Consider the following 26,429-nt stretch of genomic DNA (forward strand, 5'->3'; position numbering starts at 1 on the left):
AATGAGAACAAAATTGCACCTAATTAAAACTCTAGATTTTAGTTGCAGAGATTATTGTCACAGGATTTCGTGCAAGAAACATGGTTCCGGTAGAGGTTTTCCTGCTTTTGGATATTGTTACCTGAATTATATCAATTGATGAAAATTTGAGTTTTTCAATCGTATTTAGTACCGAATACAGCGTTTCAACAAGGATTGTCCCAATCACTATCCGTCCTCCTTGTTTTAGTTTTGATTCACACAATTTTATTATCTCCGCAGTTTCCCCACCGGTACCTCCTATGAAAATGGCATCAGCAGGAGGAAGATCATTAATTTTTTGAGTTGCATTTCCAAGAATCACATCAACATTAGAGATTTGAAATTTTTCCAAGTTTTTCTTTGTAAGGTCTATGGCATTTTGATCAATATCTATTGAGAAAATTTTTCCAGCTGCACCTACTTGATGTGCAGCTTCTATACTGATCGATCCGCTGCCACACCCAATGTCATATACGGTTTGTCCCTTTGATAGTCTTGCTTTACTTATCTGGATTACACGAACTTCTTCTTTTGTAATTGGTACATCTTCTACCCGCTCAAAATATTCATCCGGAATTCCAGGAGTTTGATGTTTCCACATTAGATTTAACCTTGAAGAATGATTTAGAATTACCTGACTGCTGCAATTCCTACTTCTGGATGGATTAGAGTATTTACCAAGATCCAACAAAAGATGAACATCAAGAAATAACTTCCATATCCAGTAGTGATGAGTTTTTTCTTGTCAGTAGCGGCAATAGGAATATGCATAGATTTTGCTACCACATATGAAACAACAAATAGTATTATCATTATACCAAATCCCAAAGTCATTCTGGACGATTCTTCAGAAAACATCGATTGATTGCTTCCAATTATTGCAGCAAGTGCACCTGCAATTACTCCCATTGCAACTCGTAGCCAGAATATTTTGTTTAGCCCGTTCTTTGTACGCGACTCATCTGTAGGAGTAGAAACTGGAGATCCTGCCGGATTATCCTTTATATCATTACCAGCATCAGATTTTTCATCTTCTTTTTTCTTTGGATGTCGTACCAACTAAATTTTCAAAATCACTCGGTTTAATCCCGTTTAAAATGTTTGGTTGATACAGCAATGGATCTAAACGTATAATCAATGGCCATACGAAGACATCATCATGACTCTAGCAGGAATAGAATTACACTATCTGGTCACAGAGATGAGCAAACAGGTAAAGGACTATTATGTAAGCAATATTTATGGAGTAAGTCGTAACAGTCTCCTTTTCAAGTTACATCATCCAGAAAAACCAGACCTGCTTGTAATGTTCTCAACTTTTGGTTTGTGGATAACCAATGTAAAAATAAATCAGATGGAAGAAAACAGATTGTTAAAGAGATTTAGAAATGATCTGTTGAGAAGTAAGATAACAGAAATAAAACAACTTGGAAGCGAGAGAATTGTATATGTTACATTTTCTGGATTTGACCAGGAATATATCGTGATAGGAGAATTCTTTGGAGATGGCAACATAATATTGTGTAATAAAGACATGAAGATCCTTTCATTGTTGCATTCAATAGACGTACGTCATAGAAAATTAGCAGTGGGGCTGAATTATGTACCACCACCATCATCTGGACTAAATATTTTACAAGTAACAAAAGATGACATTCAAAATATCAAATCAAGTCCTACATCAATTGCAAGATGGGTAGGAAGAACACTTGGATTGCCAGGAAAGTACGCAGAGGAGATAATTCGATCAAGCGGTCTTGATTCCAACAAGATTGGAAATACGTTATCAGATGAGGAAGTTGACATCATATTTAATTCAACAAGAAATTTGATTGACAAAGTGATTACAGGAAAACATGACCCATTCATAATACGAGACATAAAAAATGCAGATGTGATTCCAATCTCTCTTGCAAATATGGAAAAATACAATCCAGTCAAGGTATCAAGTTTCATGGAAGGATTGGATTCATTATTTTCAGAAAACTTGCTAGAGCATGGCAAGTCATCACAATCTGTTACTGCAAATCAAAAGATTACAGAGCTTGAACACAAGCTTGAGGAACAAAACAAGGCAATCCTGCTTGTAAAACAGAGATCAGATGAAATTTCAAATGTTGCAAAAGCTCTTCTTGAGGCAACATATTCAGGTACCTTATCCATTACAGATCCATCAATTGAACACATACTACAAAAATATAATTCACATACAGCAAGAGAAAATGGTATATTTCTCATAGACATTGGAGGAGAAAAAATAAAAGTAAATCCCCAGTCATCAATCCAAGCAATATCATCTACGTTATTCAATGAATCAAAGAGACAAATGAGAGCAACTGATACAATTAATTTAGAAAAATCAAAAACCGAAAAAAGTTTAGAGTCATATAGAAAACAAGCAAGTGTAGCTCAAGACTCGATAGTATTTGCAGTACAAAGAAAGAAGGAGTGGTTTGAGAGATATAGGTGGTTTATTACATCAGACGGACATTTAGCAATAGGAGGACGAGATACTTCATCAAATTCAGCTGTAATAAGAAAACATCTTAACAAAAATGACATGGTGTTTCATGCAGAAATTGTAGGATCACCATTTTTTCTCTTGCGAGAAAGTACAGAAAACGATCTTGCAAGTGTAAAAGAAGTCTCACAGGCTACAGTATGTTTTAGCAGAGCATGGAGAGCAGGAGTATATGGACTAAATGCATATTGGATAAAGCCAGATCAAGTAAAGACTGCGGCTCCAAGCGGACAATTCATAGCAAAAGGATCATTTGTAATTGAAGGTTCAAGAAATTTTGTGCAGGTAAGCACATTACAATTAGCAGTTGGCCTATATGAAAAAAATGAAAATTATTTGCTGATGTGTGGAACCCCATCAGCAATAAAGAAGAACTGCATCTATTACGTAATAATTGAACCGTCAGGAATTGATATGACTGAGATTGCAAAAAAAGTAAAACTTGAATTGATGAAATTCAAAGAAAAAGAAGAGATCGCAAAGGCAATACCCATTGATGACTTTATACGAGTTCTTCCTGCAGGAGAGAGTCACATAGTAGAGTCCGGTCACGGAGATGCATACGAATGAATACAAGACCAAATTTTGTAATAGATTCAATGCTAGGCAATCTTGCAAAAAAACTGCGAATTTTAGGTTATGATTCCAAATATTTTTCCACAATAGAAGACGACAAGCTTGTATTGATTGCAAAAAATGAAAAACGTGTAATTATAACTAAAGATGAACAACTTGCAAAAAATGCAGAAAAACAAAACATAATGTGTGTTCTCATTAGAGGAAATGATGAATTAGAACAAGTTGTACAAATAAATTCAAAGATAAAACTAGGTCAATTTTCAGTAGATACAGATAGCTCTTATTGCATCGAGTGTAATGGAAACTTGGAGCAAGTTGAAAAATTTAGAATTATAGGTAAAGTTCCTGAGGGAGTACTTGAACGAGAGAAAAAATTTTGGATGTGTAATGCTTGTAAGAAAATTTATTGGGAAGGAACACATTTCCAAAAACTTCAAGAGTTTGCTGCAAGACTAAATGATAGAATGAATTGAGTTTATCAGATCAAGACGGACAAATATTGGTAAAAACTGCACGTAAAGCAGTAACAGAGTATCTCAGGATAGGAAAAAAAATAGAAATAGACAAAGAGATCAAGGCAAGATTTTCATTCAAGTCAGGAGTCTTTGTAACACTTAACAAGAAAGAAAGTCTCAGAGGATGCATAGGATTTCCCGCCCCCAACAAGATATTGCACCAATCTCTCTTGGATGCTGCAATAGCATCATCTACAGAAGATCCACGTTTTCCTCCAGTAAGGTTTGAGGAGCTTGATGAGATTGTATTTGAGGTCACTGTGCTGACTTCACCCATTGAGATCAAAGTTAGTGATTCATCAGAGTATCACAAGATGATAAAGATAGGAAGGGACGGTCTAATTGTAAAGTGGGAGTTGGGCTCAGGATTGCTCCTTCCCCAAGTTCCTGTAGAATACGGATGGAGTGTAGAGGAATTTTTGAATTATACTTGTGAAAAAGCAGGGGCCCCATTTGATCACTGGAAGCAAAAAAGTACCAAGGTCTTCAAATTTGAAGGAATTGTATTCAAGGAAATAAAACCAAACAAGGACATCAAGAGATTGGAATTATGAGATTGTTCCAGATACTGCATCAAGTGTAATCTGTTTATTTTCCTGCAACAAGTCAAAGTCATTTTTGTTTACAACAACTAGAGGAATATTTGAAATGGCACATCCAGATGCGGTTGTTAGATCTGCTTTTAGGCATATCATAGCAAGGGGTGCGCAGTTGTTGTATTGCAGAGAATACAACGTATAAGCACCAACGCTGCTTCCTACACCAAATGGGAATGCAAGAATTTTCCCCCCAACAGATTTTCCAAAGAGATCATGTTTTTTATCATGAACTATACCAGTTTTTTTATCAATTCCACCTAGAAAATTTATAGGATTTTTTGCTACAAGAAGCTGTCCTGTTGCTTTTCCTCTCACTATCACCTTGACATTCATCTTGTTTCCTCTTCTACTATTTTTTTAAGACTCTTGAGATTGACATCTACATTGTTTGATGTCTTAAGATAATACGCACCTTTTACACTGTTTGTAATAACAGAATCAACTTGCTTGTTATCAACCAAGGGAGACAGACAGGTACAGCAATCATACAATATTTCTCCCCCTGCTCTCTCTATTTCTTTAGTATAACCCAGATTGGTTATCTGGTCTTTTATTGCACGCGGACAAAATATCATACAGCGTTTTTGAAACGATCTGCCCTTTAGCATAAGTGCCAAATCACCTATCTCTTCAAGACCAAGTTGCGGGCTACCAAGTGTTATGAGATCCCCACTCTCAGATGTGTTTAGCTCATCATGTATTTTTTGTAACTCATTTTTATCAAAATCTATTTTTTCACCCTCTCCTTCTCCGAAAGTGAACATACCACATGCACCAGATGTACCCATGCCTGCACAAAGAGACTTACAGCTGCGTCGGTCAAGATCACTTACTCCCGAGATTGCAACAGAGCTTCCTGCTACCTTTCCTGCAAAATACCCAAGCATGCCGTATGTTAGCTCATCTTTAGATTCTACCTTCATGCGAATTGTCAGGTTTGGTTTGCGTATGTCATCGTCACGTAGATCAGAGCACGGACTCTTGCCAGTTAGTGCGCTTGCAAGTGCACTAAATGCTCCCTCCTTGTTTGTTTTCAGTCCTGCAAAAGAATTTGCATAGATTGCCGCATTACTTTCCGCAAATGAAACATGTGTTCCTTGCTTTGGAATGTCAAATATTTCGTACGGAATACAGGAATATGACGGAATTACGCCCATTTTTTCATATGAATTTTTTATGCTGCGCTGACTTTCAATGAATTTATCATCCAGGCTATATTGCGAAACAGAATCAAAATCAAATCCCATTGGATTCACAGTTGTTTTTACTTTGAATTTGGCATCCTGACTCAAGTGTGATAGAAATTCTTTTCCCGCATCACCTATTGTATTATAATTAACACCTGAAAGGTGAGCCCATTCTATTGGAAGTAATCTATCAGCTCCTGAGGCCTCTCCTATTGCAACAAGAGTCCTGTATGCAAGTGCAAGAGTTTCTCCTTGCTTTCCATCAAGTGCTGCCTCTTCTTCTTTTGTTAGTTCCAATGCTGATCTTTGTTATAACAGATATAATACTTGTGTGGTCAAAAACAACTAGTTGAAAAAAATCAAGAGAATTTTAGACGGCATGATTTCAACAATGGATTCTGTAAAACCTCCTCGAATGACAGCGCTAAGAGAACTTCGTGAAGCAGAGAATGGCAGTCCGTTAAGCATTTTGATAGGCACAATACTCTCAGCAAGAACAAGAGATGAAAGTACATCTGCAGTGGTAAGAGAATTATTTTCCAAATACAAGACTGCCAGATCACTTGCCAAAGCAAAATTACCAGATGTAGAAAAAATAATCAAAAGAACAGGCTTCTATCATGTAAAAGCAAAAAGAATAATCGAGGTTGCATCAATCATTGATTCAAAATATTCAGGTACAGTTCCTGACACCATGGAAGAACTATTAACTTTGCCAGGAGTAGGCCGGAAGACTGCAAACTGTGTTCTTGTTTATGCATTTGATCAACCTGCAATACCTGTTGATACACATGTACATAGAATTTCTAACAGATTAGGGATGGTGCAAACCAAGACTCCAGAGGAGACAGAGATTGAACTTATGAAAAAGATCCCAAAAGAACATTGGATTAGAATAAATGATACATTTGTGATGTATGGACAAAACATTTGCAAGCCAATATCGCCAATGTGTTCTGTTTGTCAGATAAAGAAAGATTGTGATTACTATACAACGAGAAACTAGGATGATTTGTTTTGAGACATCTTCTCTTCGGAAGTTCTATTTTTGGTTTTTAGCAATACTACAATCAACACTAATGTTACTGCTAGTACCATAAATGGCATATAGAATATAGGATTTCCAGAAGGATCACCAGAAAGAATGTTAAAAGTAAATTCACCCGAGTCTACTGGTGGAAGGTCGGATGTAGAATTCATTCCAGATACTGTAAACTCTCTCATTGTAAAACCAGCAACATCTAGATTTGCAACTGCTTCTTTTGATCCTACGCTAACAGTCAGGCCACCATTACTTGAATGAGTTGCAGTTATGAGTTTGTCAGAAGTCCAGCCAATCTTTTTTTCATCATGTATTATAAAATATCCATCTTCAGGAGTATTGACAGCAACCCAGAATCTATAATCGGGAGGACCTCCCATGCCAATTTCTATAAACTTGGGTGTTTTGAGATCTTCATACAACCTTACTACAGTATTTCCACCCTGACCTGCATAATGGAGTTTGTTTTGCATCTCAATCTCCCAATTTGTTACATGCTCATGGTCAAGTTTAAACACTGTAGCATTTTTGGCATTTACATTAAATGCACTATATGGTACTGTAACAGAGTCATAGCGTTCAGACTTGTTCATAGTAGCTTCTTGAGCATATACAGGCAGAAATGAACCTGTCAGCAAAAGTGCCACAAGTAAGATACGCATAACTTGAAATGAATATTCATTTCAATAAAAATCTAGTCCACAAAGGGATTGTTTGATTTTGCCAGTACCTGAAATACTTCTGGCCTCATCATGTATTCAGATGGGTTTTGTTTATCAAGAATCATTGCCCTGAGCTTAGTTCCACTCAGGCTCTCTTGATATTCTGCACCATGCGGGCAATTTCTCTCACTTGCAAATGACAGGCATTTTCTACAATAAAAGAATGCAGGAAAGAATATTGGTTCTATCCCAATGTCAGGGTATTGATCAAATATCTTTTGTGAAGCAAATGGATCATAGTATGTGCCTACACCTGCATGGTCTCTTCCTATTATGATATTAGTGCATCCAAAATTTTTCCTCATTATGGAATGATGTATTGCTTCTTTCGGTCCTGCATATCTCATCTCTGTATGTAATGTTCCAAGATAGCATCTGTTTTGAGGATAATAATTTTGCATTAGGGATTCATATGCAGCAACAATCACTTCATCCTTGTAGTCTCCTGATTTTTTCTTACCTATCAGTGGGTTCACAAATAATCCATCATGTGTGTTAAGAGACGCCTTTTGTAGCATTTCATGAGCAACATGCGGTACATTTCTTGTTTGAAATGCTACAATTGTTTTCCATCCAGCCTTTTGGAAAAATTCTCTTGTTTGAGTAGGTGTTTTTCTGTATCGTCTGATTTGAGTCTCGTCTGGTCTTTTTACATAATCAATTTTGCCACCAACAAGAAACTCTTTCATGTTCATAGTTTTTGCAACACCCGGGTGTTTTATGTCGGATGTTCCATAGATTTTGGACGCGACCGTGTTTTTATCAAAAGTGTAAACATCATCTACATGCAATATAGCAAAATTCATACCATTAACATTTAGAGCAACATCTCTTGCATCTTTCATTTTTGTTGCAGTATCCTTGTCTGCATCAAGAACAATCGGAACTGTCCAAGGTAAATCATTTGCCAACCTACCTCTTGAGACTATATTCTCAAAATCTTCCTGCATTACAAATCCTTCAAGAGGACTAAAAATACCATCAGCTATATTCTCCACATCATTTGCTAAATCTGCATTAATGGATATGGAAAACAGTTGATTAGGATCTTTTGTAGTTATTCTATTTACCAGCTTGCCACCATGTGGTTTTGATATTCCAGAACCTGTCAATGATATCACTTACCCGTGGTCTGCATGCAGTCCGCATTCTTTCTGAGAGTCAGATTCCCACCACCAGCGTCCAGCTCGTAATGGTTCTCCAGATTTGATTGCACGAGTGCATGGCTCACATCCAATACTTGGAAATCCTTTGTCATGTAATTTGTTATAGGGAACATTGTTTTTCTTGATATAATCCCATGTTTGGTCCCAAGTCCATTCTATTATAGGATTTATCTTAAGCATTCCACTGTGTTGCTCATCAATTTCAATTTTATTTGCACTTGATCGTACTTCAGTTTGATCTGCTCTTAATCCAGTAATCCATCCATCCAGTGTTGAAAGCATCCTGTTTAGAGGATGAACTTTTCGTATGCCACAACAAAGTTTTCTGTTACCAATGCTTTGATAGAATAGATTTAGACCATTTACGCGAACCATTTGTTCTACTTCATTTTGGTCTGGAAACATTACTTCAATAGTTAGATTGTATTTTTTACGTATCTCATCCATTACATCATATGTTTCTTGATTTAGTCTTCCAGTGTCAAGAGTAAAGATCCTTGCTTTTGGATTTATTTTCATTAGCATGTCAATCACCACTACATCCTCTGCTCCAAAACTTGATGCCATTGCTATTTTTGGATGAAGATTATCTAAAGACCACTTGAGAACATCCTGAGGAGTTTGTAGATCTTTATTTAATTGCTGTATTGTTTCAGCGGTAAACCTTGGCATAACAAAAATTCGCGTTATTCGTCATATATTATTTGTGTAAATTATTCATTCTAGAGTTATAAATGAGATATACAGTGAAAACACATGGTAGAAAAAACAGTACTTGTTGTTTTTCCATCAATTTACTCATTAAATAAAATAAATAGCCTTGAAACAAATATTAAAAAAATTCTCAAAATAAATAATCAACACCATGGTGATCTACGAAAGAATGAATCATTAATAATAATAGAAGCAGATGATCCTGTTCTTGCATCATCTGCAGTGAATCTCTTATTTGGAATAGAAAAAATTACAATTGCAAAAGAAGTAGATAGTGATTTTGATACAGTCTTGGCAGCCATTACAAATACTACACTAAGTCTACTAGTAAAAGGAGAAAAATTTCATATCAAGATTGATGGAAAGACTAGAAATTTTCTTGCAAAAGATCTTGAAATTACAGCAATGTCTTCTCTAATAGACAAAGTTAGTCACCTTGGAGCAAAACCTGGTTCTGAGTCAGATCATGATAGGCAGGTATATGTCTATTTGACAGATACACATGCCTATGTTTGTATTTTTGTAGACAAGGGACTGGGTGGTATTCCATACAATTCACAAAGATCAGAGATCTTGTGTTGTGTGTATGATGAATTGTCTGCAATATCATGCCTTCAAACCATAAAGATGGGATTTGATGTGAAAATTCTTGTCTGTTATCGTAGTGAACCTGATTTACTCAAGCTTGTAAAAATTGTAAATAAAATATTGCCACACATGATTGAAGAGAATCAGAGTATTAGAATTTGTAAGATAAAGGGAATTGCAAATGTGTTTACCAGAATTATTACAATAACTCAGATACTAACATCAATAGCATCCAAAGAAAAGATTGGTAGAGTTTCCTTAGGAATATCTCCAATGATATTTCCAGCTTCTTTTTGTGAGCATAATGCAAACTTAGTATTACAAAATAAAATAATTCCATGGTTTGCTCTTTCAGGTATAGATTCTGAAATTTTTGAAAATGCAAAAAAGATGGGACTTGAAAAATACATTTCAAGCTTAGACGAATTGTGCAGGAATCATCCCAATAATAGAAAAATTAACACGTCTGAAACTATGAAATATGTAAAAGATGTTCTAAAGACTTGCAAGATTATCACAATCACAGTGGGTTCAAAAAACATACATGACATAATTGATTCGTTGAAATCAAATCACTGAGAATTTAAACGGGTCAAATTTACTTTCTCTTATGAAGAAGATTGGAGGATTCATCTATCCTTGGGGAAATGGTCATTTCACCAGAATGATGCACCTAAACGATACAATTCATGAGACGATAAAGGATGTAGAAATGCATTATACCAGCAGTGGTGAGATCTATCAAAAATTATTAAAAAAATTTCCAAAAGAGAGAATCCACAACATTGAGATGCCCGTACCAATAGATGGTAAAAAAGGTCCCAGCATATCGCTATCTACTCTTAACTTTCTATTGCCAATGTCAGGAAGACCTCCTTTGCTTTCAGTAGTTACTAAATATCTGAGAAATGAAGGAAGATTATACAATAAAGAAAAATTCGATCTTGTAGTAAATGATGGAGATGTAGGGTCAAATGCAATAGCACAAAGAAGAGACATCAAATGCATTTTCATTACAAATCAATTCAAGCCAAAGTTATGGGCATCCAGATTTTACTTGTATCCAGGAGTGATATACGTATCAAAAAATATTGAAAGAGCAACAAAAATACTTGTTGCAGATTCTCCTCCACCATATACAATCTGTGAATACAATCTTAACTTCCCTGACAAGATAAAGGAAAAAGTTGTGTATGTAGGACATTTTTCAAATAGCACAACAACACATTCCAAGCCTAAATCAGATTTAGAGAAATTGATTGAAAATGTAGATAGCTTTGGATATTGGATGATAACAGGCAATCAGTCAACAAAAAAGATAACTTTGGAAAATTACAAAAATGCGTTTCACAGTACAGAGATGGCCAACCAACGAAGGGTAATATCACATGCAAGTGCAGATTCTGCACTTGACAAGGTTTTGGGAAGAGATGGAAAAACATATTCAATTTCTGAAGCATTGGAAAAAAAAATAGATTGGATTCAGATAGATGCAGGATTTTTGTCAGAACAGGAAAAAGATACTGTCTTAAATTTATGCAAATATTCAGTGATAAATGGTTCTCATACTGCAATGGGTGAGATACTGGGAGCCAAGGCAAAACCAATCATAGGCATACCAGTGTATGATGAACATACTAATCAAATACAATGGGCTCAAGATAGGAACCTCGGAGTTTTAGCTACGAATGTAAAACAGACTGTCAAGGCAGTATCTCTCATACATAAAGACTATAACAAATACCAAGAAAATCTAGCAGAGTTTTCAAGAAACTACAATACAGATGGAACAAAGAATACTGTAAAAATTATCTCTGAAATGTTAGAGAACTAGAAAGAATTATAATTTTTTCATGAAGAAATAATGCACTGGTACGCGGCACTTTGATGGGCGAACTGACCTTTTAGGGATGAGGATATAGACCGCGTACCAGAAAACTGACCAAAAGCTTTTATGGATAACTCGGATGATCGCCGTCGTTGACTGAATGCCCCGAATGTGCAGCTAAAGATATAGTAGTAGAGATGAAATTTGACGCTAATACAAAACATTTCATTTGTAAAAAGTGTGGTTTGTTTGCAACAAGAGAACAAGTAAGTGACATAAGGTACAGATTAAACAAACGAGAAAAAACACGTGAAGATAAACATGATGAATATCGTGATTGGTGGACGACAAGTAAAAAAGACAAACAAGGTTAGTTTTAGTGAGTTATAATGGGAAAAGAAAAAGAGATTCCAAAATGGGTACAAGATGAGATAAAGGATGCCAAATTTGGCAAGCCAGAGTCTATCACAAGAACCGGTTACATATTGGAAATTTATGATAAAGATATGAAGATAGATTCACAGCTGTATGAAGCAATTGAGGATGGAAGAAAAATAATTGAGGGAATGAACCTTCCAAAGAAAATAAAACCTGCTGATCTTATGAAGGGAGTTGTCTACGAGTTTACAATAAACTCACTCAAGGCACCCTTGAGCAAAAAAGTTATCGAATACTTGAAGAAAGAAATGGAAATAGACATGGATGCAATTTATCAATTTGAACTTACCAATCTAGAATTAATGGATGTCGATTCAGATTCTGCAGCCGAAGAAGAATCAGAAGAATAGAAATATCATATTTTAGATTTAAGTGATCTTCTAAAAATTCCGCCAATTATCGGGTTTATTATGTATGGCAGTGTTTGTTTTAGCCATATCACAAATCTGACAAATTGAGGTACAACAATTTCAAGCCTGGGCGAAGAGGAGGCTTTGATTATGGCATTTGCAACGGTTTTTGGATCAAGTGATGTTGAAGAATATCTAGGCATTTTACCAAAAGATACATGATCAAAAAAATTGGTTCGTACCATTATTGGACTAACTACTGTTATTCCAACACCGGTTCCTTTAAGTTCATGATATAAAGATTCAGAGAATCCCAACATGGCAAATTTTGATGCACAGTAAGATGCCATTCCAGGAATACCAACACTTCCAGCCACAGAAGCTACATTGACAATATGACCAGACCGTTTCTCCAACATCTTTGGTAAAAAGGCCTTGATGCAATACATCATACCAAAAAAATTTGTACTCATTTGTGATTCCATTTCTTCAACTTTAATTTTTTCTACAGTGTCATATATCCCAAAACCTGCATTGTTGACAAGTACATCTACACTGCCAAATTTTTCAATTACAAATTTAGCCATCTTGTCTACTTGATCTTTTTTTGATATATCGCAAGCATAAACAAGTATAGTAGTTTGATATTTTGATAACCTAGAAGATATTTGCTGTAGTTTCTCTTCATTTCTAGATACTAGTATTACAATTGCATGCAGTTGTGCAAATTTTTCAGCAGATTGTTCGCCAATTCCGCTTGATGCACCTGTGATAACCACTACTTTTTTGTTATAGTTCAATAATTGAAAATTCAGGGCATTAAAATAAAGTGCTTTCTATGCAGTTTTGGTCTTTTTTATGCTAGGATACACGACTTTCATTAGAAATATCCAGCTTATTACAAGACCAACATGATAAGTTGCTATTCTCCACCCTATTACAATATTCCATTGAAGACTATTCTTGGCAGCTTCAAATGTTAGACTATGTAGATGACCTAGATAGGCCCATATAGAAAATTCAGTTAATCCAGATCCACCAATGGTAATAGGCAGATTACCAATTGCTATAGAGGCCATTGTAGCCATGAGAGAATGGAAAAAGTCAATTACATAACCAACACCGTTTGCAATTATCATAAACGATAGACCGTAAAGTGACCATGTAAATACTGAGATTATTAGAGATACAGTAAATGCTTTTTTGATCTCTCTGGTATGCAGAGTTTCCCTACTCATGTCACATATTTCTTTCATCCACAAATTTGTTTTATCGATGTATTTTGTAGAACGCTCTTTTCCTACTTTTGTAGCAAGTTTTGAAGCCCAACCAGGTACTTGGAATGTTCTTTTAGAAGAAAGAAAGAATAACGTAGACCAAAGTCCTGTAATGGGAATACTGATTGCGAGTATTGTTATTCCTATAATATATGCACCATATGTAAATGAAATTACTGCAGCAGTTATTGCAAATATTCCAGACACTAGAACCTCCGTTACAATTTCTATAATTGTTACCCATGATGCTTTTCCAATTGGAACTCCTTTTTTACCCAACCACATTATCCTTACCAATTCTCCACCTACAAAAGAAGGAGTTGTAGATGTTACAAATTCACTGCCAATTCGTACCGAAATTGTTCTCCAGTTTACATCAACTGGACCCAGAAATTTTTTTACAAGATAATTGAATTTCAGTCCCTGTGTGAATAATTTGGCAGCCATAGCTATGGAAGCTCCTACGAATGGCAACATACCTATTGCAAGAATATTATCAAAACTTACGTTAAATGTAGCAGCAATAATTAGGAATGGAATAATACTCACAGGAATAGCAAGGATCTTCCAGTTCATTGCATCCTTACTCAGAGATGGAAATATAAGCTCAACATAGAATGAATTATCAGAAAAATGAAGGCAATCTTTCTCGTTGGAACTGCAGGTGCAGGAAAGTCATTATTGGCTTCTAAAATTCTAGATTACTATTCTAGAAATGGGGCGTTTGTAGGAATGCTGAATTTGGATCCTGGTGTAGAAAATCTTCCATACACATGTGATATTGATGTCAGAGACCATATCAACATAGTAGATATCATGAAACAATATGATCTTGGTCCAAACGGATCAATGATCATGGCAAATGATCTTATTGCATCAAAGATAGACGATATACAAAATGAGATAGACAATGTAAATCCAGACTATCTTATAGTAGATACTCCAGGACAAGTAGAATTGTTTGCATATAGAGCAAGTGGTCCATTTATCGTACAAAACTTGAACATAGAAGAGAAAGCATCAATATTTCTTCATGATGGATCATTGATGACTTCTCCTTCAAATTTTGTTTCAGTTGCATTGCTTTCCACATCAATAAAGCTGAGACTTGGATTACCACAGATAAATGTGCTAACAAAGATAGATCTTATTGAAGATAAGATTAAAGACATATTGAAATGGTCAACAAACATGACAAGTCTTGAGAGTTCCCTTGCAAAAAGTTCAGACGGTGAAAATTATACACTTGCAGTCAATATTCTACGAAGTTTGAATTTAGGAGGATTTGCACAAGGAATGATTCCAATTTCCAATGTTACCGGAGAAGGCATGACGAATCTACAAGCTGCATTGAGTCGCATACTTAACTTGGGTGAAGAGGTAGAAGATTAATGAAAAGCGTAATTGCTCGAGCTCCCAGCTCTACTGCAAACCTAGGTCCTGGCTTTGACGTATTTGGACTTGCTCTTGACGCATATTACGATGAAGTACAAATAACAAAGAATGAAGGAACACAGATAGTTATCGAAAGTTCTGACTCTGTTCCCTTAGAACCTGAAAAGAATTCTGCAGGAATAGTGATTATTGAAATGTCAAAGGCATTCAAGGTAAAAACAGGTCTTCTAGTCAAAATCAAAAAAGGTGTTCCGGCAGGATTTGGAATGGGTAGTAGTGCAGCATCTGCAGCAGCTGCTGCAGTTGCGTTTAATTCATTATTTGACCTAAATCTTGATCAAAATACTTTGGTAGAATTTGCAGGAATGGGAGAAAGGGCAAGTGCAGGGTCTATTCATTATGATAATGTGAGTGCCTCAGTTCTTGGCGGGTTTGTAATAGTAAGAACAGATCCTCTTGATGTCATAAAAATTGAACCGCCAAAGGATCTAGTGCTGTGTGTTGCAATACCAAAAATCGCTGTTCCTAAAAAGAAGACCAAAGTATCTAGAGGAGTTTTACCACAACAAGTAAAATTACATGATCATGTAAGAAATCTTGCTAATGCAGCTGCTATAGCCACTGGATTTATCAATAAAGATGTAGAATTATTGGGTCGATCAATAAAGGACATAATAGTAGAACCAGCTAGAAAACACATGATTCCAGGTTTTGACAATGTTAAGAAAAATGCACTGCAGGCAGGTGCGTTAGGTGTAACAATAAGTGGTGCTGGCCCATCAGTAATTTCATTTACATCAAAATCTGCAAATCATAAAAAGATCTGTAAAGCAATGGAAAAAGGGTTTTCTTCTGCCAATACAGAATGTATCACAGTAGTTTGTAGGCCAAGTAAGGGTGCTTTTGCATTATAATTTTTTTTCAACAAATTTACGCATTCGTTCTTCTCTGTCTTTAGTTGAAAAACAGACAGCCCATGAATAGATTTCAAGTTTTAGTCCAGTATCAAGATTAGCATCTGTTCCTTTGTTCACAAGCATTTTAGAAACTCCTATTGCAAAGCTACTATTTTTTGATATTGTCTTTGCATATGATCTAGTTTCTGAAATTAGATTTTCAGAGGAGAATATTTTGTTTATCAAACCCATTGAGAATGCCTCTTCTGCAGTAATTTTTCTACCAGAGAATATGAGATCTTTTGCTCTGGCTGGACCTATAATTCGTAACAATCTTTGTGTGCCTCCCCATCCCGGACATATTCCTAAAGTTACTTCTGGTTGCCCAAGATATGCATTTGGAGAAGCAAATCTTAGATCACATGAAAGTGCAAGCTCACACCCTCCACCCAAAGCATATCCATTTACAGCGGCAATTACAGGTTTTTCCAATTTTTCAATTTTATTGAGGACCTCGTGTCCTCGTAGTGCATATTTTTCTGCGTCTGATGGTCCTATACTACTCATATATTCAATGTCGGCCCCTGCTGAAAAGGCCTTTGTACCATCACCAGTTATTATAATGACTCGAGATGAGTCTTTTTCCAATCCATCCAGTATTGAGATAAATTCGTCCATTACAGCCAGATTCATTGCATTTAGTTTTTCTTGTCGAGTGATTGTGATTTGAACAACTTGATCATCTCGTTCAACTTTTAGGTAAGCCATATGGAAAAAATATCTTGGCCAAAATTAAACTTTAGAGTGGATAGAAACCGAGTTATATTGTCAACCTTGCAGTGAAAGTTGTCTTTGAATTCGTCTGGATTAATTTCATCTATTGGTTCAGCTATTTGTTGGGGTACTTTTTTTGTGCCTGTAAAAAAAGTCAAGGTTGCAGACATTTGTCAACTTCAAGGGTCTACAGGAATTGGTGCTCTTCTTTTTGCAATACCGATTAGTTTTTTCTGGGGATTTGAGATTTTACCTAGTGGTCTTATTGGTGGGGCGATATGGACTGCAGGAAACATACTTGCACTTTATTCAGTAAGACTGATAGGACTTTCAAAGACATCACCATTACTTGCAGGATTTAGTATCCTAGTTTCATTTCTCTGGGGGATATTGTTTTTTGGAGAAAAATTTAATCACATGCCCCTAGCAATAGGCGCAATAGGGTTACTGTTAGCCGGTTTACCATTTGTAACAGGTGCAACAAAGACTTCGGCCGTGCAAAAAAGAGGATACGTGATTGCTATAATATCAGGAATTGTGGGAGGTTCATATGTTATACCGATGCAAATGACCCACACATTACAATCTGGATTTTTTTCATCAAGTTTGTCTATTTTTGCAATTAGTATACCACTCTTGTTTATTTCACGAAAATGGATCAGAAAAGATATTATCGCAGGAATAGCTTCAGGAAGTTTGTTTAACGCAGGAAGTTTGTTTGTCTTAATTGCCATCACATCAGTAGGGATTACAGTAGCATATCCAATTTCCCAAACAGCTACGCTCTTTGCAGTATCATGGGGAATTTTATATTTTAAAGAGATAGCCAACAAGCAGAACATATTTAGAGTAATTACTGGATCTGTCATGATTTTATCAGGAGCTGCGTTATTGTCTATAGCCTAGTCAAGCATTTATTTAGTCAAATTCTAAGCATTTTCAAATTGAAAGCAGTTATTGTGTTTAGTGGCGGCTTGGATTCTGTATGTACTGCTGCCTATATGAAAAAATATGAGTTGTATGGAATAACTTTTTCATACGGCCAAAAAGCAAACAACGAAATAAAGATTGCACAAAAATTTTCAAAATTACTAGAATTCAAGGAACATAAAGTTGTAGACATTAGTTTCATGAAAGGACTGTATGGAAATACAAATGCATTGACAGATTCTAAAATAACAATTCCTTCGGAATTTGATTATTCAATAGTTGCTCCAATAAGAAATGCTATTTTTCTCAGCATAGCATCAGCATGGGCATTTGCAAGAGAAGCTGAGATTGTTGCATATGGAGCACATACAGGAGACATGAGATATCCTGATTGCAGGCCAACATTTGCAAAATTATTGACAAAGGCCTTGAATCAAGGCGAAATTGACGGAATAAATCTGAATTTAAGAAAGAGGATAAGAATTTGGAGTCCGTTTATGGATAATCTTTCAAAGAGTGATCTTTTAAGGAAAGGTTACAAAGAATTAGGTCAGTATATTTTCAAAAGTTGGAGTTGTTATGGTGGTAACAAAATTCATTGCGGAACATGTGAATCATGCAATAATAGAAGATTAGCATTTTACAAATCAAAGATAGCGGATAAAACGAAATATCTGAAAATCTAGATCTTTGACAGTATAGGCTTTCTTAGTATTAGTGGTCTTACAAGAATGTAATAAGCTAGGAATACCACTCCAACCATACCCCAAAAAGCCCATGTTGACATTGGGTCACCAAGACCCATTTTCTTGAAATAATCCATGGAATTCAGAGATATTTCAAGTCCAGCAGCCAACACAACGAAGAATTCTATAGCATACCACAAAAAGGCAGGCCAAGATTCTTTTGGAACATGAATATTGTTGTGTGCGCCCATAACTGTGCTGGTTTTATGTTATTATTTAATTTTTTAGATTAACTAATGGTTGGTTTTGATTTTCCACTATATATCAGATTAAGAACATCTGATCTTGCTTCTTTTTTATCATATGCTCCTCGTGATGCTATTGTTGTAACTATTGCATCATTTCGTACCCCACGCATTTTCATACAAAGATGTTCTCCTTCTGCAATAACAATTACTCCTTTTACTCCTTCAGAATATAGTTCGTCAGCGATATTCTTTGTGATTCTTTCTTGTATCTGCAGTCTAGCAGAATATTTTTCAACTAGGCGAACCAGTTTTGAGATACCAAATACTTTGCCGTCTGGTGAATATGCTATGCTAATTTTACCATAGAACGGCAACATATGGTGTTCACACATAGAATAGAATTGAATATCTTTTGCAATTACTATATCAGAGTCTTCAGAAAATTTGACAGATAATTCTGATTCTCCTTCATATCCCTTGAAGATTTCCTCATACATGTCTGCTATTCTGCTAGGAGTGTCAACAAGGCCCTCCCTTGTTGGATCTTCTCCTATCTCTGCAATTATTTCACGAATTAATCGTTTTATTCTTTCTTTATTCATCATGGTGCACCTATGAATTTGTGTAGTTGTGGTACTATTCTAACTTGATCATAATACGGATAAACTGAATCATAAAAGCTGAATAATTGTTCCAAACTAGGCTCAGATATACCATACGTAGGCTGTATTATAAATCCTGCAAGATCTGTCTTTGATATAATTTTGAATATTTGTCCAAGCAATTTTTTAAATGGTTTCAGCTGAGTTTTTGAGCTTACTACTACTTTGATATACGTAGTTTTCTTGGATTTTTTTGCAAGTCTTAAACATTCAAGTTCATTTTCTAAGAGTTTAGAATAATGTTTTAAATCAACAAATCCGGAATCTGGAGTTTTAAATTCAATTTTTATAAAATCTATGTAAGGTAGAACATCGGTGAATTTTTTAGAATCGTAACAAGATGATTCCAAATAAGTTGGAATTTTTTTATTCTGAACAAATTTTGCCAATTCTGCCAAGGCTTTTGATTGTGCTAGTGGATCACCTCCAGTAAAATTAACTTTGTATGTATTTTTTTGCAAGTTCTTTTTTATCAGATTTTTCGCTTCAGTAATAGAATATTCATTTCCAGAATTCATTGGGAGAGCATCCTTTGTATCACAGTAAAAGCATTTGAACGGGCACCCAGATAACCTGACAAAGAGCGTCTTTGTCCCATACAAAATTCCTTCACCCTCTACAGAAGTGAATATTTCATAAAGTCTTATGTTCAAGTATTCGATCTGTACTTGTTCATTATTTATTTAATTGGATCTTCCTGTGAAGGACTTTTTTTGCTAAAGTGAATATAATAGTGGAAATAACATCATCTATGAAAAACCTAGTTTTTCTGGTCACATTGGGAGTCATAGTATTTTTCACATTTCAAAATGCTAATGCCATAACAATGACTGCAGTTCCTGAAAAGCAAGAATTTGGTGCAAATGAGTGGATAAAGGTTTACTTGTCAATTCAAGGATATAATGGTGGACAGATAAACTGGGTAGCACATAGACCGGACAATTCTATAATATCAGGAGTTGTTACAGATCAATTCAAACCACAAAAAATAGTACATCAAATAATACGTGATGCTAATGATAACCAGTTTGGTTCATGGACAATTGATTACAAATATGCGGGAGTTAATCAAACGGTCCATTTTAATGTCAAACCCCTTGGTTTGACTGTAATTACAGACAAGATAACTTACTATGAACCTGATACTATGAATATTAACATCACTTCATCTTACTTTGAGCCGTATGCCAAGTTCGCACACTTTTATTTATTGAATTTTTATGATCAAGATGGAAATGATGCACTAGGAACACCTGAAATTGAGATAACTGCAGACAAACCAAGTATACTATATCATTTTCCAATGCTAAAATTTGCAAAATTTAATCCACCGGGATTATACACATTGAAAGTTCGCTACTTTAATTCCACTACAACAGTACCTTTTCTTTTAGGAGACATACACAAATTGATGGAATTATCAGTTAAGAATTCAGACACTTTGTATCCAGGAAGCGATATTACATTTGAATTACTAATGAGCAGAGTAACAGATTCAACAGGAACAATAAAAATAACAGATCCTCTAGGAAACACAACTAGTACTCAATTTTCTCCTCAATCCGTACATTATACCATATCTCTCAAGAATTTATCTAAAATAATTGGAGACTACAAATTTGAGATCAATTATGCAGGAATAACAAAGACCGGAACATTTAGAGTGATTCAGAATCCGCTTCAGCTGCCAAACATACAAGTTGAGATTATACCAAACAAATTAAATTACAAACCAGGAGAGATTGCTAATTTCAAGATACACGTATCAAATGTTACTACAAATTCTATAAGTACATGGGTTACATCTCCAGATGGCATATCTAGCTCCCCAGTAGAATTGCCAATGAATACAACTGAAATTATTATACCGCATAAAATTTCACAATATGACACCAGTGGCCAGTGGCGTTTGTATGTAAATTATGATGGAATTGAAAAATATTCCATATTTTCCGTTATTGGTGCTGCAATTGATGATGGAAAAATTTTGAGTGCAATACAGTACAATATTCCTTACTTTGTTTCTGAAATTAATTCTACAACATTCCAGTTTCCAAACAATATTGCTATTGATAAGAATGACAATATCTATGTGATAGATTCTGGAAATTCAGAGATAAAAAAATTCAGCTCAAAAGGTAACTTGCTTCTTTCATGGGGTGAGATGGGCTCATCAAATGGTCAATTTAGGAATCCATCAAGCATTTTTGTCAATGAGAAATATGCGTATGTAACAGATACAGGTAATTCTAGAATACTTATGTTTAACAAAACTGGAGGTTTTGTATACTCCTGGGGATCATATGGTACTGGTCCTAGTATGTTTAAAGCGCCAGCAGCTATAAACTCCAATCACAAGAAGGAGCTTTTTGCAGGAGACCTAGAACAAGGGATTATTCAGATATTTGATGACAAAGGAACTTACAAAGATCATATAGTTTCATCACTGACAGATGGAGCATCTTTTACTGGTATCAAATCCATAGCATTTGATTCACAAGATAATTTGTATGCAATAACTACAGATAACAGAATTTTGAAATATTCAAGCATTGGGGAATTTGTAAACTTTTATGGTTCTAGTGGAAACGAGGAAGGAAGATTCAACAATCCAACTGCAATAGCAATAGATTCTAAAAATAACATTTTTGTTGCAGATACTGGGAATCATAGAATTCAGAAATTTGATTCTGATGGGAATTTCCTTGTAAGTTGGGGTACAGAAGGTACTGGACAAGGTCAATTTGAACAACCTGTAGGTCTTGCAATTGATAGTAGTGATAACATCTATGTCGTAGATAAGAAAAACAACAACATACAAAAATTTGCATTATACGGACAGACAAATAAGAACAATCAGCCCAGTTGGATAAAAAATACATCTGTTTGGTGGTCTGAAGGAGCCATGGATAAGAAAGAATTCTCATTAGTTGTAAAATACATGATAAACCAAGGTGTTCTTAAGATCCCATCTCTAAGTCAAGACAACAATGCAAAAATTCCAAATTGGTTAAAAGGAAATATCAGACAGTGGTCATCAGGCCAGATTGATGATAATACTTTTTGGCAAAGTATCCAATATTTAATATCAACTGGAATTGTAAAAGTTTAGTATGTTACAGGAGCTACTTTTCTTGAAAGAAATCCTGCTATGAAGATTAATACTCCAAGTATTCCAATAAGACTTCCAATAAATTCTACAGTATCTTTAAGATCTACTTGAATTGGAGCAAGAATAAAAGCCAGTATGAAACCAACTACTATCATTGGTATTCCTACACCTATAGAAATTTGCTTTGAAGCCATCCGTTTTGGTGTTGGTAAAAATCTATATGAATTTTATGGGTACAATAGGATTAGCGATTAACAAGCCGATATAAGGTATTTAGATGACATACCTAATGATCGTTCTTTTCATGTGTTGGTTTTCCTCGTTGTTCAGAATTATTGTTTCTTTCATGTACACTATTGTGCTGTTGTGAATCCACATTTCCATGTGGAGTTTCTTGCAATGTAGTTCTGTTTATAATGTGATCCTCGTGGATTTGCCTATTATTTGATGAATTTGTTTGGATATCATGAATCGATGTAAAATTAGATGATGTTAGGTTAGAATCGGTATTGTTTTGCTCATTAGTATCAAATCTAGTTTGGTGTTCAGTTTTTTCTATTTTTTTATTTTTATTAATTTCACTAGTATCATTATTGTATGAATTCCTGTTTATTTTGTCATTTTCATTAGTCTGATTTGAGATATTATTAGATGAATTTTCAATAGAGTTTGTAACATTGGTTAGACCACCTGGAACATTAGATTGGGTTGCTGACTGCAGATTAGAACTAGAATTTGTATTATTTAGTACAGTGATAGTTTGGTATTTCTGTTCTGTATTTTCATTATTTTGTGTTGTTGTATCATTTTGATATTTATCAAGTGATTTTATTATTTTTAATGCTTCATCAACATTGCCCTCTGATACAAGTTTTCGTAGTTTTGCAATCATTTCGTTAGTATTTTCTGGTATTGATGTTTGATTATTATTGGTTGTAGATACTGTTGTATTTGAAACCAAAGGAGAGTAATTTTGAGTTGTATTAAGCTCATTTATCTTATCAAATCGTTCGATTTGTTTTTCTGTGAAATCCTTTGCTCTATCAGTAGTTCTTTCTTGAGCAATTTCAGATAAAGCATGATGGGCATTAACAATTAATTGATTTGCAGCATCAATTGATTTTGATGCCTCATCAATTTTGCCAGCATCAAGGGCTTGTTTTGCTTGCTGAATTGAAGCATCAAAAGGTGTGAAATCAAAGCCTGCATGATTAGTTATAGATATTGTTCTTAGAGTTTCGGCAATTTTTGTTAATCTTGTTATTTCGCTTTGGAGTTTTGCAACATCTACACGTTGCTGGTCATTTACCTCAGTTGCATTAATAGAATTAATTTTATCATTAGTCTGTTTAAAGAAATTCATTGCAGAGAGAAAATGTTGTTTTGCAGATGTGATATTCTGAACATCAGTAGCTCTAGTTAGAGCATCAGTTTCATCAGAACCTTGTTGATATAGTGAGGTAATTTCTGTAGAGACATTAGAAATTTGAGAGATTCGAATATTGAGGTTGTTTTTTGCCTGGGTAGCAATATTTACCAGTGTATCAAGCTGTGGATCTGCATACGATTGAATTGGACCATTTAAAACTAGTGTTGCAACTAGTGTAGCAATCACAATAGATAGACTTTTCATTTCTGATCCTCCATTTTTCTGAGTTTAATTAGATTTTGTTGATCTACTTTTTCTATTTCGACAACATCTTCTCTTTCTAGTCTCTTGACTGCACGCCACATAGTTGTTCTTGGCATCAAGAATTTTTTTCGTAATTCACTTTCGTATACCTGGCCTCCTTTTTCTGAGATAAATGCTATAATTTCCTTATCGTCTTGGCGTAATTCTGGCTTGAGTCTGTAAATTGTTTCTTTCTCAGGCATAGTGTCATCACCCTGAGTTTCCTTCAACATTATGTTCTTGCCTGATCTAGATTTTTTCATCACCACAAATCCAATTACCCCTACACCAATTACGCCTCCAATAATCAAAGGAAGTGTTGGCAATGTATCAGCGGATTTGGTATCATGTATTGAATTAGCAGTTTGCTGCTCTTGAATAGCCAAATTCTTTGCTAGATTAGCAATGGACTCTGCATCAGAATATTTTCCTTGATTAAAGTCTGCCCTTGATTCATTAAGCTTTGCCAATGCCAGCGGAGTTTGTATTCCAGCAGCATTTACTGTGCTGATAAAATCTTGAGCTTTTTGAATTGCCAGAGTAGCAGTTTGACTTGTACCAAGCACACCAAAGATGTAATTGATATCAGATGATCCACTTGGTAGTGAAATAAGTGATTGACCGTCAACTATCTGCATGTTCAAGGGAGATGCACTCATTCCAACAATCACAGTATTTTTTGGTAAAAGTATAGAATAATCAGTTTCAGAATTTACATGAAAAGTCCATGTCTTTCCATTTTTTGATATTAGATCTGGTGTGTCATAATCCACCTTTATAGTAGATGATCCTAGTGTTGCTACTGTTACTGTGTTTGCATTTATTTTACTGGAGAGTAGTGTCCCATTTTCATCTTGGACAACAAGATTATCAATATTAGTACCATATAGGTTGAAAGTAAAGTCAGGCGATTGGGGATCTACATCAGTCTGATAAAAAACATGAGTAGTTCCATCTGCATAAGTTGTAAAGTCAAGAACCTTGGGGTTGCCTATTGCATATTGCACAAATGTCGAAAGAGCAAGGAAAAGAAAGCATGCTGCTATAACTGGAGCTCTCACCATTGTTGTGAGAATACAATTAATCCTTACAAAAATCATTCCTTCAGATAGTAACACATCCTGTACCTCAACCAATTGGTACTTGGAATACATGCCTAATACCTTAGATTGAGTCCTTGCATTACTCCCTGGAATCTTTGAAATTCTTGGAAGAATCTTATCCCTTTCTCAGTAACCCTAAACAGCCTGTTTCTATCTGCTTTCATAGATTCAACCAAGCCAGCATCTATCAACTTCTGGCATTTCTCAAGCACAGCATAGTGTGATAGGTTTGCTCTTCGGGATATGGCTGAAACAATTACTCCCTGTGTTCCTCCATCCATGGTTACACCAAGGATATCGGCTATTATGCCCATTTCGGACCTGTATTGTTGTTTTGACATGAGGTATTATAGAATTGATGTTTTATCAGGTACAGTATGAAATTTCATAGCGGAACGCCTAGCGGAACAGCCGTTTCAGGCCTAGAAATGGTCAATTTTTTAGCAATTACGAAGCGGGGGAGAACTGACAAGGATGGATTTTATAGGGTAAAGAAAGCTAGTTGGCTAAGAAGGAGGTGTAACGGTGAGCTTTAACGATAGTGGTTTTGGTGAAAGCCCAAGCCGAGAATACGGCAGAGAAAGAAGATATGGAGGTGGACGAAGATTCGGCGGTGGTCGAAGATTTGAAGACAATAGACCAAAACCAGTAGAAACTGGTAAGGAATATGATGTATCCATAACTGAAATCAGTAGAAAAGGAGACGGTATTGCAAGAGTTGAAGGTTTTGTGATATTCGTCAAAGGCGGGCAAGTAGGTCAGAACGCAAAAATAAAGATTACACAGGTAGGCGGACGATTTGCTACTGCTGATGTAGTAGGCGAAGGAACCCCACAGCCAGCTACAGAGTAGATCTAGGCATCTGAAAAAAATTCTATTTCTTTAATTTTTTATAATTTTGCAGTTTTCTTTTTAATCAATTCTACAATTTCCAGCTTTCGTTTTATATCCATGGCTGGTTCCATTGTAACATAGACAGTCTTACGTTTAGGATATATGACAAATTGAGAAATCTTCTGTCGTTCTATATGCACATAATTTACAGGCCCAAGGCTTTTGTCAAACTGTTGTCTAATTTTTCTCCTAATAGCTACCTGCTTACAGAAATGTTCCTCTTCTTTTTGTGATTTTAGAGAAGTTTTACCTTCTTTCATTATTGCTTCAGATATGTTGCCTTTTAGATCTATTATAGCAGCAAATCTCATCATTGGGTCTAGTCCAATGATATACTCTACTATGGGAAGGAGGTTGACTTTATTCAAGTAACTAGAACCAAGAACTAATTCTCTAAATATATCTTAATCCAAAATTTATTGTTCAAAGTCATAGATCTGTGAATAATACTATCATTCTGTAAAAGATGGTGGTAAGAATATCGATGTAGAATAACAGCCAAAAAACTAA

At 35.3% G+C, this 26,429-nt stretch carries 32 protein-coding genes; 14 read left to right on the forward strand and 18 right to left on the reverse strand.

The window, feature by feature from the left end; genetic code table 11:
* Positions 1 to 31 precede the first annotated feature (31 nt).
* Together cbiT and NSIN_RS01610 are read right to left on the reverse strand one after the other, a co-directional pair.
* Positions 32 to 622: a precorrin-6Y C5,15-methyltransferase (decarboxylating) subunit CbiT gene (gene cbiT / locus NSIN_RS01605; RefSeq protein WP_101009084.1), complete on the reverse strand. Its 591-nt coding sequence runs from the start codon at positions 620 to 622 to the stop codon at positions 32 to 34.
* Positions 623 to 651: 29 nt separating this feature from the next.
* Positions 652 to 1,080, reverse strand: a complete 429-nt coding sequence (locus NSIN_RS01610) for a hypothetical protein (RefSeq protein ID WP_101009085.1) — start codon at positions 1,078 to 1,080, stop codon at positions 652 to 654.
* 100 nt (positions 1,081 to 1,180) lie between these two features.
* Here NSIN_RS01610 and rqcH point away from each other — a divergent pair, with 100 nt between their 5' ends.
* The 3 genes from rqcH to NSIN_RS01625 are packed head-to-tail and all read left to right on the forward strand — an operon-like array spanning position 1,181 to position 4,190.
* Positions 1,181 to 3,112 carry a ribosome rescue protein RqcH gene (gene rqcH, locus NSIN_RS01615; RefSeq protein ID WP_101009086.1) on the forward strand — a complete coding sequence of 644 codons (1,932 nt, stop codon included), beginning with the start codon at positions 1,181 to 1,183 and terminating at the stop codon, positions 3,110 to 3,112.
* Positions 3,109 to 3,594 (forward strand): Mut7-C RNAse domain-containing protein, encoded by a 486-nt coding sequence (locus NSIN_RS01620; RefSeq protein ID WP_101009087.1) that lies wholly within the window; start codon positions 3,109 to 3,111, stop codon positions 3,592 to 3,594. The genes rqcH and NSIN_RS01620 overlap by 4 nt, the downstream gene beginning before the upstream one ends.
* Positions 3,591 to 4,190, forward strand: coding sequence for a TIGR00296 family protein (locus NSIN_RS01625; RefSeq protein ID WP_101009088.1), 600 nt, complete (start codon positions 3,591 to 3,593; stop codon positions 4,188 to 4,190). The genes NSIN_RS01620 and NSIN_RS01625 overlap by 4 nt, the downstream gene beginning before the upstream one ends.
* Here NSIN_RS01625 and NSIN_RS01630 read toward each other — a convergent pair.
* Both NSIN_RS01630 and NSIN_RS01635 read right to left on the reverse strand, forming a co-directional pair.
* The gene (locus tag NSIN_RS01630) at positions 4,185 to 4,568 is read right to left on the reverse strand and encodes an aconitase X swivel domain-containing protein (RefSeq protein WP_101009089.1); all 384 of its coding nucleotides are present in this window, start codon (positions 4,566 to 4,568) and stop codon (positions 4,185 to 4,187) included. The two genes, NSIN_RS01625 and NSIN_RS01630, sit on opposite strands and share 6 nt — an antisense overlap.
* A complete protein-coding gene (locus NSIN_RS01635) occupies positions 4,565 to 5,719 on the reverse strand; it encodes an aconitase X (RefSeq protein WP_101009090.1) in 1,155 nt (384 codons plus the stop codon). Before NSIN_RS01635 ends, NSIN_RS01630 begins: the two co-directional genes overlap by 4 nt.
* A gap of 94 nt (positions 5,720 to 5,813) precedes the next feature.
* Between NSIN_RS01635 and NSIN_RS01640 the strand changes: the two genes are divergently transcribed.
* Positions 5,814 to 6,428, forward strand: a complete 615-nt coding sequence (locus tag NSIN_RS01640; RefSeq protein WP_101009942.1) for an endonuclease III domain-containing protein — start codon at positions 5,814 to 5,816, stop codon at positions 6,426 to 6,428.
* On the opposite strand, the gene NSIN_RS01645 is transcribed toward NSIN_RS01640, so the two are convergent.
* Genes NSIN_RS01645 through NSIN_RS01655 form a run of 3 tightly spaced genes read right to left on the reverse strand, consistent with a single transcriptional unit; the run spans position 6,425 to position 9,024 of the window.
* Entirely contained in the window at positions 6,425 to 7,126 is a 702-nt protein-coding gene (locus NSIN_RS01645; protein ID WP_133124028.1) for a hypothetical protein, read from the reverse strand. The genes NSIN_RS01640 and NSIN_RS01645 overlap by 4 nt on opposite strands.
* 32 nt (positions 7,127 to 7,158) lie before the next feature.
* Positions 7,159 to 8,298, reverse strand: a complete 1,140-nt coding sequence (gene sat / locus NSIN_RS01650; protein ID WP_245871870.1) for a sulfate adenylyltransferase — start codon at positions 8,296 to 8,298, stop codon at positions 7,159 to 7,161.
* Between the two features lie 9 nt (positions 8,299 to 8,307).
* Complete coding sequence (locus tag NSIN_RS01655) at positions 8,308 to 9,024, reverse strand: phosphoadenylyl-sulfate reductase (protein ID WP_101009092.1); 717 nt, start codon at positions 9,022 to 9,024, stop codon at positions 8,308 to 8,310.
* Positions 9,025 to 9,108: 84 nt separating this feature from the next.
* Here NSIN_RS01655 and NSIN_RS01660 point away from each other — a divergent pair, with 84 nt between their 5' ends.
* The 4 genes from NSIN_RS01660 (at position 9,109) to NSIN_RS01675 (ending at position 12,270) form a co-directional block, all read left to right on the forward strand.
* Positions 9,109 to 10,233 (forward strand): thiamine biosynthesis protein, encoded by a 1,125-nt coding sequence (locus tag NSIN_RS01660; RefSeq protein WP_101009093.1) that lies wholly within the window; start codon positions 9,109 to 9,111, stop codon positions 10,231 to 10,233.
* Positions 10,234 to 10,264: 31 nt separating this feature from the next.
* Positions 10,265 to 11,488: a glycosyltransferase gene (locus NSIN_RS01665; RefSeq protein ID WP_101009094.1), complete on the forward strand. Its 1,224-nt coding sequence runs from the start codon at positions 10,265 to 10,267 to the stop codon at positions 11,486 to 11,488.
* Positions 11,489 to 11,634: 146 nt separating this feature from the next.
* The gene (locus tag NSIN_RS01670) at positions 11,635 to 11,856 is read left to right on the forward strand and encodes a hypothetical protein (RefSeq protein WP_101009095.1); all 222 of its coding nucleotides are present in this window, start codon (positions 11,635 to 11,637) and stop codon (positions 11,854 to 11,856) included.
* Between the two features lie 15 nt (positions 11,857 to 11,871).
* The gene (locus NSIN_RS01675; protein ID WP_101009096.1) at positions 11,872 to 12,270 is read left to right on the forward strand and encodes a hypothetical protein; all 399 of its coding nucleotides are present in this window, start codon (positions 11,872 to 11,874) and stop codon (positions 12,268 to 12,270) included.
* Between the two features lie 5 nt (positions 12,271 to 12,275).
* Here NSIN_RS01675 and NSIN_RS01680 read toward each other — a convergent pair whose 3' ends face one another.
* Entirely contained in the window at positions 12,276 to 13,070 is a 795-nt protein-coding gene (locus NSIN_RS01680; protein WP_101009097.1) for an SDR family NAD(P)-dependent oxidoreductase, read from the reverse strand.
* A 36-nt stretch (positions 13,071 to 13,106) separates the two neighbouring features.
* A complete protein-coding gene (locus NSIN_RS01685) occupies positions 13,107 to 14,123 on the reverse strand; it encodes a lysylphosphatidylglycerol synthase transmembrane domain-containing protein (protein ID WP_101009098.1) in 1,017 nt (338 codons plus the stop codon).
* Positions 14,124 to 14,180: 57 nt separating this feature from the next.
* Between NSIN_RS01685 and NSIN_RS01690 the strand changes: the two genes are divergently transcribed.
* Positions 14,181 to 14,939 (forward strand): ATP/GTP-binding protein, encoded by a 759-nt coding sequence (locus NSIN_RS01690; protein ID WP_101009099.1) that lies wholly within the window; start codon positions 14,181 to 14,183, stop codon positions 14,937 to 14,939.
* On the forward strand, positions 14,939 to 15,856 hold the full coding sequence (locus NSIN_RS01695) for a homoserine kinase (protein WP_101009100.1): 918 nt from the start codon (positions 14,939 to 14,941) through the stop codon (positions 15,854 to 15,856). The genes NSIN_RS01690 and NSIN_RS01695 overlap by 1 nt, the downstream gene beginning before the upstream one ends.
* On the opposite strand, the gene NSIN_RS01700 is transcribed toward NSIN_RS01695, so the two are convergent.
* Positions 15,851 to 16,606, reverse strand: coding sequence for an enoyl-CoA hydratase/isomerase family protein (locus NSIN_RS01700; protein ID WP_101009101.1), 756 nt, complete (start codon positions 16,604 to 16,606; stop codon positions 15,851 to 15,853). The two genes, NSIN_RS01695 and NSIN_RS01700, sit on opposite strands and share 6 nt — an antisense overlap.
* Before the next feature lie 84 nt (positions 16,607 to 16,690).
* Between NSIN_RS01700 and NSIN_RS01705 the strand changes: the two genes are divergently transcribed.
* Both NSIN_RS01705 and NSIN_RS01710 read left to right on the forward strand, forming a co-directional pair.
* Positions 16,691 to 17,518 carry a GRP family sugar transporter gene (locus NSIN_RS01705; protein WP_281259587.1) on the forward strand — a complete coding sequence of 276 codons (828 nt, stop codon included), beginning with the start codon at positions 16,691 to 16,693 and terminating at the stop codon, positions 17,516 to 17,518.
* Between the two features lie 38 nt (positions 17,519 to 17,556).
* Positions 17,557 to 18,228, forward strand: a complete 672-nt coding sequence (locus NSIN_RS01710; protein ID WP_101009103.1) for a 7-cyano-7-deazaguanine synthase — start codon at positions 17,557 to 17,559, stop codon at positions 18,226 to 18,228.
* Here NSIN_RS01710 and NSIN_RS01715 read toward each other — a convergent pair.
* From NSIN_RS01715 to NSIN_RS01725, 3 genes are read right to left on the reverse strand one after another with little or no spacing between them, the layout of a single operon-like run.
* Complete coding sequence (locus NSIN_RS01715) at positions 18,225 to 18,479, reverse strand: hypothetical protein (RefSeq protein WP_101009104.1); 255 nt, start codon at positions 18,477 to 18,479, stop codon at positions 18,225 to 18,227. The two genes, NSIN_RS01710 and NSIN_RS01715, sit on opposite strands and share 4 nt — an antisense overlap.
* 38 nt (positions 18,480 to 18,517) lie before the next feature.
* Positions 18,518 to 19,078 carry a GTP cyclohydrolase I FolE gene (gene folE, locus NSIN_RS01720; RefSeq protein WP_101009105.1) on the reverse strand — a complete coding sequence of 187 codons (561 nt, stop codon included), beginning with the start codon at positions 19,076 to 19,078 and terminating at the stop codon, positions 18,518 to 18,520.
* The gene (locus NSIN_RS01725; protein ID WP_101009106.1) at positions 19,078 to 19,791 is read right to left on the reverse strand and encodes a 7-carboxy-7-deazaguanine synthase QueE; all 714 of its coding nucleotides are present in this window, start codon (positions 19,789 to 19,791) and stop codon (positions 19,078 to 19,080) included. The genes folE and NSIN_RS01725 overlap by 1 nt, the downstream gene beginning before the upstream one ends.
* Positions 19,792 to 19,889: 98 nt before the next feature.
* Between NSIN_RS01725 and NSIN_RS01730 the strand changes: the two genes are divergently transcribed.
* The gene (locus NSIN_RS01730) at positions 19,890 to 22,250 is read left to right on the forward strand and encodes a 6-bladed beta-propeller (RefSeq protein ID WP_101009107.1); all 2,361 of its coding nucleotides are present in this window, start codon (positions 19,890 to 19,892) and stop codon (positions 22,248 to 22,250) included.
* Here the strand turns inward: NSIN_RS01730 and NSIN_RS01735 are convergent.
* The 4 genes from NSIN_RS01735 to NSIN_RS01750 form a co-directional block, all read right to left on the reverse strand.
* Positions 22,247 to 22,444, reverse strand: a complete 198-nt coding sequence (locus tag NSIN_RS01735) for a hypothetical protein (protein ID WP_101009108.1) — start codon at positions 22,442 to 22,444, stop codon at positions 22,247 to 22,249. The genes NSIN_RS01730 and NSIN_RS01735 overlap by 4 nt on opposite strands.
* Positions 22,445 to 22,536: 92 nt before the next feature.
* Complete coding sequence (locus NSIN_RS01740) at positions 22,537 to 23,883, reverse strand: hypothetical protein (protein WP_101009109.1); 1,347 nt, start codon at positions 23,881 to 23,883, stop codon at positions 22,537 to 22,539.
* A complete protein-coding gene (locus tag NSIN_RS01745; protein ID WP_101009110.1) occupies positions 23,880 to 25,076 on the reverse strand; it encodes a helix-turn-helix transcriptional regulator in 1,197 nt (398 codons plus the stop codon). The genes NSIN_RS01740 and NSIN_RS01745 overlap by 4 nt, the downstream gene beginning before the upstream one ends.
* Before the next feature lie 2 nt (positions 25,077 to 25,078).
* Positions 25,079 to 25,339: a winged helix-turn-helix domain-containing protein gene (locus tag NSIN_RS01750; RefSeq protein WP_101009111.1), complete on the reverse strand. Its 261-nt coding sequence runs from the start codon at positions 25,337 to 25,339 to the stop codon at positions 25,079 to 25,081.
* Between the two features lie 211 nt (positions 25,340 to 25,550).
* Here NSIN_RS01750 and NSIN_RS09595 point away from each other — a divergent pair, with 211 nt between their 5' ends.
* Complete coding sequence (locus tag NSIN_RS09595) at positions 25,551 to 25,877, forward strand: TRAM domain-containing protein (RefSeq protein ID WP_101009112.1); 327 nt, start codon at positions 25,551 to 25,553, stop codon at positions 25,875 to 25,877.
* 38 nt (positions 25,878 to 25,915) lie between these two features.
* Here the strand turns inward: NSIN_RS09595 and NSIN_RS01760 are convergent, their stop codons facing one another.
* A complete protein-coding gene (locus NSIN_RS01760) occupies positions 25,916 to 26,233 on the reverse strand; it encodes a DUF6659 family protein (RefSeq protein ID WP_101009947.1) in 318 nt (105 codons plus the stop codon).
* Positions 26,234 to 26,429: the final 196 nt, after the last annotated feature.

The organism is Candidatus Nitrosotalea sinensis, assembly GCF_900143675.1.
Lineage (GTDB): Archaea > Thermoproteota > Nitrososphaeria > Nitrososphaerales > Nitrosopumilaceae > Nitrosotalea > Nitrosotalea sinensis.